We start from the raw sequence: 7009 nt of genomic DNA on the forward strand, positions 1-7009 counted from the left end.
GGGAGGGTATTGGCATGGTCGCTGAGGGCGACAGCGTCGCGAGGTCGAGCGCCTGATGGGCTGGACGATCTGGTACGCCAACCGCACCCGGCGTGCCGGTGAGCAGCGCGCCGCGGCCGCGGGCGTCCGACCTGAATGAGCGCCGCGGCGCCGAGTGTCGGCTGACGGCTCGGCTGGCGTAGACTGTCCGCTCGATTACCCGGGTGAGAAACGAGTGATGAGACCCTGTTAACCGACCTGGAATGGTTCGAGCTGGCTGTCGCAGCCGCCTGTGTGTTGTTGGCCGCGCTGCTGGTCACCGCGGAGGCCGCGCTGCAGTCGTTCTCGAAGAGCCGCGCCCATCGCCTGCTGGACGAGGGCCGTGGTGGTGCGAAGCAACTCGTGCACATCACCGAGGACCCCGCGCCCACGCTGAACACGCTGCTTTTCGTCCGGATCCTCGCCGAGATCGTCGCCATCGTGATGGTGGCGCTGTTCGTCTTCGGCCGCTTCGAGGCGACCTGGGAGCGGGTGCTGTACTCGGTCGCGATCATGGTGGTGGTCTCGTTCATCCTGCTCGGCGTCGCTCCGCGCACCCTGGGCCGGCAGAAGGCGGACGCGGTCGCGCTGGCCGCGGCGCGTCCGTTGTCGCTGCTGACCACGGTGCTCGGCCCGATCCCGCAGGTGATGATCCTGATCGGCAACGCGCTCACCCCCGGCAAGGGATTCGCCGACGGGCCCTTCTCGTCCGAGGCCGAGCTGCGCGAACTGGTCGACTTCGCCGAGGCCTCCGACATGATCGAGGCCGACGAGCGGAAGATGATCCACTCGGTCTTCGACCTGGGCGACACCATCGCCAAAGAGGTGATGGTGCCGCGCACCCAGATGGTCTACATCGAGCACACGAAGACCGTTCGGCAAGCGGTTTCGCTGGCCCTGCGGTCGGGCTTCAGCCGGATTCCGGTGATCGGCAACGACATCGACGACATCTGCGGCATCCTCTACCTGAAGGACGCCATCCGCCGGATGTACGACAATCCGCGGGCCCAGGCCACCGAGACCGTCGAGTCGCTGATGCGCAAACCGACCTTCTGCCCCGACTCCAAGCCGGTCGACGAGCTGCTGCGCGAGATGCAGCTGACCCGCTCGCACGTGGTGATCGTGGTCGACGAGTTCGGCGGCACGGCCGGCCTGGCCACCATCGAGGACATCCTCGAGGAGATCGTCGGCGAGATCGTCGACGAGTACGACCAGGAGGTGCCGCCGTCGGTCGAGATCGGGCCCAGCCGGTTCCGGGTGTCGGCGCGGCTGTCCGTCGACGATCTCGGTGAGCTGTTCGGGCTGAAGGTCGACGACGACGACGTCGACACCGTGCTCGGTCTGATGGGCAAGGAACTCAACAAGGTGCCGATACCCGGCTCCGTGGTGGTGTGGGAAGGCATTCAGTTGGTGGCAGAACGTGGCATCGGACGACGCAACAGCATCCTGACGGTGCTCGCGTCGTTGGTCGAAGAGCCGGCAGAGGATCCCGCCGAGGGCGGGGTCGACGCCGCGGCGAAGCTGGCGTCCGAATCGGCGAAGCGGGCCAGCTGATGCATCGCTCCGGATTCGCCTGCTTCGTCGGACGTCCCAACGCGGGCAAGTCGACCCTGACCAACGCGATCGTCGGACAGAAGGTGGCGATCGCCTCCTCGCGTCCGCAGACGACGCGGCATGCCGTCCGGGGCATCGTGACCCGGACGGACGCGCAACTCGTCATCATCGACACCCCCGGTCTGCACCGGCCGCGCACCCTGCTCGGCGAGCGGCTCAACGATCTGGTCTACGCGACCTGGTCGGAGGTGGACGTGATCGGCGTCTGCCTGCCCGCCGATCAGCGCATCGGGCCTGGCGATGAGTACCTGGTGGGTGAGATCGCCAAGCTGCCGAAACGCCCGGTGCTGGTGGCGCTGGCCACCAAGTCCGACCTGATCGGCAAGCAGCGGATGGCCGAGCACCTGATGAAGATCGCCTCGCTGGAGGAGAAGCTCGGCATCCACTGGGCCGAGGTGGTGCCGGTCAGCGCCGTCACCGACGACCAGGTCGACCTGGTCACCGACGTGCTGATCGCCCAACTGCCCGAAGGACCTGCCTACTACCCGGACGGCGAAGTCACCGACGAACCGACCGAGACGGTGATCGCCGAGCTGATCCGCGAGGCGACGCTGGAGAAGATGCACGAGGAGCTGCCGCACTCGATCACCGTCACCATCGACGAGATGGGCCTGCGCGAGGGCCGCCCCGAGAACAAGCCGCTGCTCGACGTGTTCGCCTCGCTGATCGTCGAGCGCGACTCGCAGAAGGGCATCGTGATCGGGCACCGCGGCTCGGTGCTCCGGGAGATCGGGACAGCCGCCCGCGCCCAGCTGACCGCGCTGCTCGGGACCCCCGTCCACCTCGACCTGAAGGTGAAGGTCCTGAAGGACTGGCAGCGCAACGCCAAGCACCTCAACCGGCTCGGCTTCTGAGCCCACGGCCGGCGCTATACCCGGTATAGCCCTCCCTAACTATCTCTGCCCTCCCGCATGCGGGAGGGCAGAGATAGTTAGGGAGGGCCCTAGGGAGCCGGGGGAGCGCCGGGAACCCGCAGGTCGACAGGGTGCGGGGCTACTGGATCGGGCCGCGCCCGGTGGTGAGTGAGACGAACTTGGGTTTGCCGGCCCGACGGGTGGCGAGCTTGCGATCCAGCCAGACCGCGGCGCGGGAGATCAGCAGGTTGATGATGATGTAGATCACCGTCACCACGAAGTAGGTCTGCACCAGGTTGCGGGTGTTGGCGACCAGCACCCGGGCGCTCTGCTGCAGTTCGGGGTACGAGACGATGTAGCCGAACGCCGTGTCCTTGACCACGATCACCGCCTGCGCGACCAGCGCGGGAACAACCACCCGTACCGCCTGCGGGAAGACCACCAGCTTGAACGACTGTCCGCCGGTCAGACCGATCGACAGCCCTGCCTCATTCTGGCCGCTGGGAATGGACAACACCCCGGCGCGGAACACCTCGGCGATCACCGCCGACGCGCACAGCCCGACCGGGATGACGAGCTTCAGGTATTCGCTGGGATTGATGCCGTAGCTGGGCAGCGCGAACATGAATGCGTAGATCACCAGCAGCACCGGGATGGCCCGGAAGAACTCGATGAAGGCGGTGGCCGGCCAGCGCAGCACAGCGATCGGCGAGAGCCGTCCGAGTGCCAGCACCAGCCCTAGCGGGAGGGCGATCACCGCGGCACCCAGGGCCGCCAGCGCCGTCCGGCCGAGTGCCCCGGCGAAGTAGGCCTGAATCGCGGGCTGGGTGAACGGCATCCATTTGGAGGGCGCCAGCGCACCGCTCAGATACAGCTGCCAGTAGGCGAGGCCGACGATGGCCAGCAGCAGCACGATCGAGAGCGCGGTGAACACCCGGACCCGTGCGCGGGCCTTCGGGCCGGCGGTGTCGAACAGGGCATGTTGCATGCTCATCGCAACACCCGCAGCTTCGTCTCGAGCCACGCGCCGATCCCGCCGGCGCCGAGGGAGATGGTGGCGTACATCACCGCGGCCACGATGAAGGTGAGCAAACCGAGTGCCTCTTTGTTGTTGATCTCGGACGCCACCATGGTCAGTTCCGGCATGCCGACCACGCCGGCCAGCGCCGAGGAGAGCAGGATGCCGATGAACAGCGTGACCAGCGGCCCGATCACGGTGCGCACCGCCTGGGGCAGCACGACGTGGGCGATCACCCCGCCGAACGACAACCCGATGGACCGGCCGGCCTCGACCTGGCCGACGCCGACCGCGTTCACACCGGTGCGGATCGTCTCGGCCGCGAACGCCGAGCCCACGAAGATGATGCACAGGATGACGCTGCCGACCCGTCCGAGGTTCACTCCGGCCTGCGGCATCCCGTACACCACCAGGATCAGCAGGCTGAACAGCGGCACGTTGCGGAAGATCTCGACGAACGTCGCGGACGCCCAGCGCAATGGAGTGATCGGGCTGATCCGGCAGGTGGCGAGGACGGCGCCGAGCAGCAGCGCACCGACGAATCCGACGGCGGTCAACCACACCGTCAGCCAGAGGCCGTCGAGCAGTTCACCGCCGTACTTCGAGAGCAGTGTGTCCATAGCGGCCACCCGATCGGGACGCCGGGGCTGATCCCGGCGTCCCGATCAAGGCTCAGGACTCGGTCTTGCCCACCGCCGGCGCCTCCGGCGGGGTGGTGAGGTTGGTGCGGTCACCGATGGTCAGCTGCCAAGCCTTGGCCCAGGTGCCGTCCGCGACGAGCTTGTTCAGGAACTCGTTGACGAACGCCTTGGCGTCGCTGCCCTTCGGCACGCCGATGCCGTAGCTGTCCTTGGGGCCGAAGGGCTCACCGACGATCTTGACCGTGTTGTCGGTGACCACCTGGTTCAGCAGCAGCGCCTGGTCGATCACGTAGGCGTCGGCGTCGCCCTGCTGCACGCTCGCCACGCATTGGGCGTTGTCGGGCAGTGGTTGCAGCTTGGCGTCGGGGGCGTACTTCTTGACCGTGGTGACGCCGGTCGAGCTGGCCTGGGTGACCACCGTGCGGCCGGCCAAGTCGGCCACGCCGTGGATGGTGTCGTTGTCGGCCTTGACCAGAATGCCGGCCTGCGAGACGTAGTACGGTCCGGCGAAATCGACCGACTTCTGCCGCTCCGGCGTGATCGAGTAGGTGGCGATCACGGTGTCGACGTTGCCGTTCTGCAGCAGTGACTCGCGGGTGTCGACGGTGACCTGCTTGAGCTCGGTCTTGACGTCACCCAGGATGTACCGGCTCAGCATCTGGCCGATCGCCGCGTCGAAGCCCTTCACCTGGCCGGTGGTCGGATCGAGCAGCGAGAACAGTTCGGAGGTCTCGGTGCCGCCGATCCGCAGCACGCCGGCCTTCTTCACCGCGCTCGCCCACTTGTTGCCCTGGACGGTGGCATCGTCGGCGACCGGCCCGGAGACGATCAGCGCCTGGTAGGCGTCGGCATTGCTGGTGCCACCGGGTGCCGGCGAGCCGCTGGAGGCCGGCTCTGGCGAACATGCGGCCACCGACCCCGCGAACAGTGCCGTCGCTGCCATCAGGATCAATGCCCGGGGTGCTCGACGTAGCTTCATCGTTCCTCAACTCCCTCAGATCAGTAGGCGATTGGTCAGACTAATCACATTGGCTGTGTCCGGCGCCAGACCAACGCGCGGCATCGGGCCACTCCGGACCCGAAAGGGTGGTGGGTCGAGCTGGTCGAGACCCTGGACCTCCTGCCGCGGTGGAGGGTTTCGACAAGCTCAACCAACGGTGGTCGCGGTACCCGGTTGGGGGTGGTCAGACCAGGGACGCGGCGAGGTCGATCAGGGTCTCGTCGCTGCCTCGCGGACCGACCAGGCAGATGCCGAGCGGACCCCCGGACGTGGTGAGCAGCGGTGCGCTGACGGCGGGGCGTCCGGTGATCCCGGCGATGCAGGTGAGCCGGAAGGTGGCCTGGCGGTGCGCGTCCACCTCGGCCGCGGACGCCCAGACGCGTGGTGCCGGACCGGCCGCCGAGGGCAGCACCAGCACCGCGTCGCCGAGTGCGGCGTCCAGTTCGGCGCGGAGCCCGGCCAGGGTGGCGCGGGCATCCTCGTCCTGGCTGGCGGTGATGGCGGATGCTGCCGCGAACCGGTCCCCGGCGGCACCGCGCAGCGCGTCCGGGTGAGCCTCGACCCAGGCGCCATGCCGCTGCCAGGCCTGAAACGCCTGATGAACCCGGAATGCCTCCGCTGCGATCGCCAGGTCGGGCAGCTGGACGCCGGACGCCGCCTCCGCCAGCCGCCGATCGACGAAGGCTTGGAACGCTTCGGCGACACCGGCCTCCAAGGTGGGCAGCGACTCAGCCAGGTGGAACACGGGAAGGGTGCCGTCGGTCCACCGGTCATCGGAAGTGGCCGAAGGAACCGACCCCGGTGACCAAAGGAACCGTCCCCGGTGAGCGGGAGAACCGTCCCCGGTGACCGGAGGAACCGTCCCCTCGGTCCACTCTGCCCCCTCGGTCCATTCTGCGGAGCCCAGCAGGACCGACGCGGCCCGGCGCAACAGCGCGGGATCGCGGGTCAGCAGGCCGACCGTGTCGAAATCAGGGGCGAGGGGGAGCAGGCCGCCGGCAGGGACCCGGCCGTGGGTGGAGCGCCAGCCCCACAAGCCCTGGTAGCTGGCCGGCACTCGCACCGAGCCGCCGGTGTCGGTGGCCAGGCCGACGGACGCCGCACCGAGCGACACCGCGGTGGCGCTGCCGCTGGACGAACCGCCCGGCAACCCGCCGGGCACGACCGGGTTCACCGGCGTCCCGTAGTGCGGATTGTCGCCGGCCAGGCTGTAGGCGAACTGGTCGGTCCGGGCGATTCCGGCCACCGCCGCCCCCGCGGCGCGCAGCCGCGCGACCGCGGCACTGTCGGACGGCTCGGGTGCGGCCTCGGCGAGGAAGGCAGGGACGCCGGCGCCGATCGGGTGCCCGGCGAGGGCGAACAGGTCCTTCACCGCGACCGTCTCACCGTCCAGCACGCCGCTGCCGGTCGGGGCGGCCAGCGGATCGCCGACCACCCGCCACACCGCTCGGTCGAAGGTCGCCGGTGGGGCAGCGACATGGGCGACTCGCACCCGCCACGCGCCTCGTGAATCCCTGCCCCACACCTGGGTCTGCAGCCCTCGACCGCCACGGGACGGGGCGGTGACGGCGACGAGACAGGCGGCGTCCGGGCCGAGCGGAAGCAGCCGGACCTCGGCCAATGCACGGGCCGGTGCACCGCCGCGCACCGAACGGAAGTCGTGGATGGCCCGGTGACCCACCAGCAGTCCGCCCGGGTCGCCGCGCAGGGTATCGGGGGAGTCGTCGAACAGTTCGTCCATGGCTGCCAGATCGTCGCTGCCGAGAGCGAGTTCGTAGCGGGCGAACGCTTCGAGGAGACCCGGTGGGGCGTCGGCGATCGTGCTGCGGAGGGTCTCGACAAGCTCGACCAGCGGTGGGGTGGG

General features: G+C 68.9%; 6 protein-coding genes. 2 read left to right on the forward strand and 4 right to left on the reverse strand.

Annotation, left to right across the window (positions count from 1 at the left end; all coding sequences use genetic code 11):
• Positions 1-225: 225 nt before the first annotated feature.
• Positions 226-1572, forward strand: coding sequence for a hemolysin family protein (locus Q0066_RS01845; protein ID WP_298129529.1), 1347 nt, complete (start codon positions 226-228; stop codon positions 1570-1572).
• Complete coding sequence (gene era / locus Q0066_RS01850) at positions 1572-2486, forward strand: GTPase Era (protein ID WP_298129485.1); 915 nt, start codon at positions 1572-1574, stop codon at positions 2484-2486. The genes Q0066_RS01845 and era overlap by 1 nt, the downstream gene beginning before the upstream one ends.
• Positions 2487-2625: 139 nt before the next feature.
• Here era and Q0066_RS01855 read toward each other — a convergent pair whose 3' ends face one another.
• The 4 genes from Q0066_RS01855 to Q0066_RS01870 form a co-directional block, all read right to left on the reverse strand.
• Entirely contained in the window at positions 2626-3480 is an 855-nt protein-coding gene (locus Q0066_RS01855; RefSeq protein WP_298129487.1) for an amino acid ABC transporter permease, read from the reverse strand.
• The gene (locus Q0066_RS01860; protein WP_298129489.1) at positions 3477-4124 is read right to left on the reverse strand and encodes an amino acid ABC transporter permease; all 648 of its coding nucleotides are present in this window, start codon (positions 4122-4124) and stop codon (positions 3477-3479) included. Before Q0066_RS01860 ends, Q0066_RS01855 begins: the two co-directional genes overlap by 4 nt.
• Before the next feature lie 52 nt (positions 4125-4176).
• The gene (locus Q0066_RS01865; protein ID WP_298129491.1) at positions 4177-5124 is read right to left on the reverse strand and encodes a glutamate ABC transporter substrate-binding protein; all 948 of its coding nucleotides are present in this window, start codon (positions 5122-5124) and stop codon (positions 4177-4179) included.
• A gap of 205 nt (positions 5125-5329) precedes the next feature.
• Positions 5330-7009: AtzH-like domain-containing protein (locus Q0066_RS01870; protein WP_298129493.1), on the reverse strand; the 1680-nt coding region annotated here is incomplete at its 5' end.

The sequence above is a fragment of the Micropruina sp. genome (assembly GCF_027492755.1).
Classification (GTDB): domain Bacteria; phylum Actinomycetota; class Actinomycetes; order Propionibacteriales; family Propionibacteriaceae; genus Micropruina.

Coding starts and splice junctions, on each gene's coding strand:
- era (WP_298129485.1), top strand. CDS start 1,572: ATGCATCGCTCCGGATTCGCCTGCTTCGTCGGACGTCCCAACGCGGGC.
- Q0066_RS01855 (WP_298129487.1), bottom strand. CDS start 3,480: ATGAGCATGCAACATGCCCTGTTCGACACCGCCGGCCCGAAGGCCCGC.
- Q0066_RS01860 (WP_298129489.1), bottom strand. CDS start 4,124: ATGGACACACTGCTCTCGAAGTACGGCGGTGAACTGCTCGACGGCCTC.
- Q0066_RS01865 (WP_298129491.1), bottom strand. CDS start 5,124: ATGAAGCTACGTCGAGCACCCCGGGCATTGATCCTGATGGCAGCGACG.